This window comes from Bradyrhizobium sp. Crot121, from assembly GCF_059512385.1.
This window is the reverse complement of record NZ_JCAMOR010000260.1, coordinates 1-1,067: the sequence shown is the minus strand read 5'-3', so window position 1 is coordinate 1,067 and position 1,067 is coordinate 1. Positions and strand designations below refer to the sequence as shown.

Genomic DNA, 1,067 nt, shown 5'->3' with positions numbered 1-1,067 from the left:
ATCTGGCAATTGGTGATCTTGCCCGCCGAGCCAGTGTACTGGCGTGCGACCCCGCACGAGGCCTTGCCCTGTTTCAAAAAGCCGGTCTCATCGATGACCAGGACCGCGTCCTCATCGCCAAGCGTCTCCAGTGCGTACTCACGCACAATGTCGCGCAGCGCGTCGGCATCGCAATGCCCTCGGCCCAGAATCGCCTGCTGGCGCCACGGGCCTGGATCGCCAGCTGCCTCCGCCCGCATCCAACCCGTCTTGCGCGGCTCGTTACCCAACAGTCCGTCGAGAAACTGCCACGCCGAGGCCGCGACCCGCTCCTGCGTAAACAGCGGACGGATGCGTTCCTTGGCATCTCGCAACGAGGAAGCCCACAGCGTCAGCGTATCTTCAACCGACGCACCACCAATCATCAGATCCCGAATCATGGTCACCCATGGATTCAGAACCCTCAATCAATTGTTCGCGGTAGGGACGCTCATTGCTGAGCGCCCCCCGCACAGATCCGGACGGGCCCAATTAAGGCATCCGGCTCCTACCTTGGGTGTGTGACGGCGAAGCGCTGTTGGGGCCAGGGATGCAGGATACGGGGTTGAGGAAACCAATCATCTGCCAACTTCGTCATACGATCCCAAGTGAAGCCGTCTCGTTGGCTACGCCGCCGAAGCGTTCGTCGCCAGAGGTCGGTCACATAATAGCGGAAGGCTGAAAGCGCCCGTCCGTTTGCAGGAACCGCATAGTAGGCGAAGTGGCCGGTGATGACCTGTCTCAGCCATTTACCCTGGACGGGGATCGGTTGGTGCATTCGACGCCGCAGCTCTCCCTTGATGTCCTGAGGCTTCGTCCGCAGACGGTCGCGACGGGTCTTCCTTTGGAGCAGGAAGCTCCCCCGACGTGACTTACCGTAGATGTGGGTGAAGCCCAGAAACATGAACGTCTCCGGTTTGCCGAGCCCGCGTGCCTTGCGATTGGCCGCCGCATAGCGACCGAACTCAATCAGGCGGGTCTTGTCCGAATGGAGCGTCAGCGCGAATGCCTCAAACCGTTCACGCATCGCATCAAGGAAACGGCGAGCG

At 61.1% G+C, this 1,067-nt stretch carries 1 protein-coding gene and 1 pseudogene; both read right to left on the bottom strand.

What is annotated here, in order from left to right; translation table 11 throughout:
- Positions 1–419: transposase (locus AC5ZGW_RS46400; RefSeq protein ID WP_496114181.1), on the bottom strand; the 419-nt coding region annotated here is incomplete at its 3' end.
- 107 nt (positions 420–526) lie between these two features.
- Positions 527–1,067 (bottom strand): annotated as a pseudogene (locus AC5ZGW_RS46395) (group II intron reverse transcriptase/maturase); the annotation flags it as partial.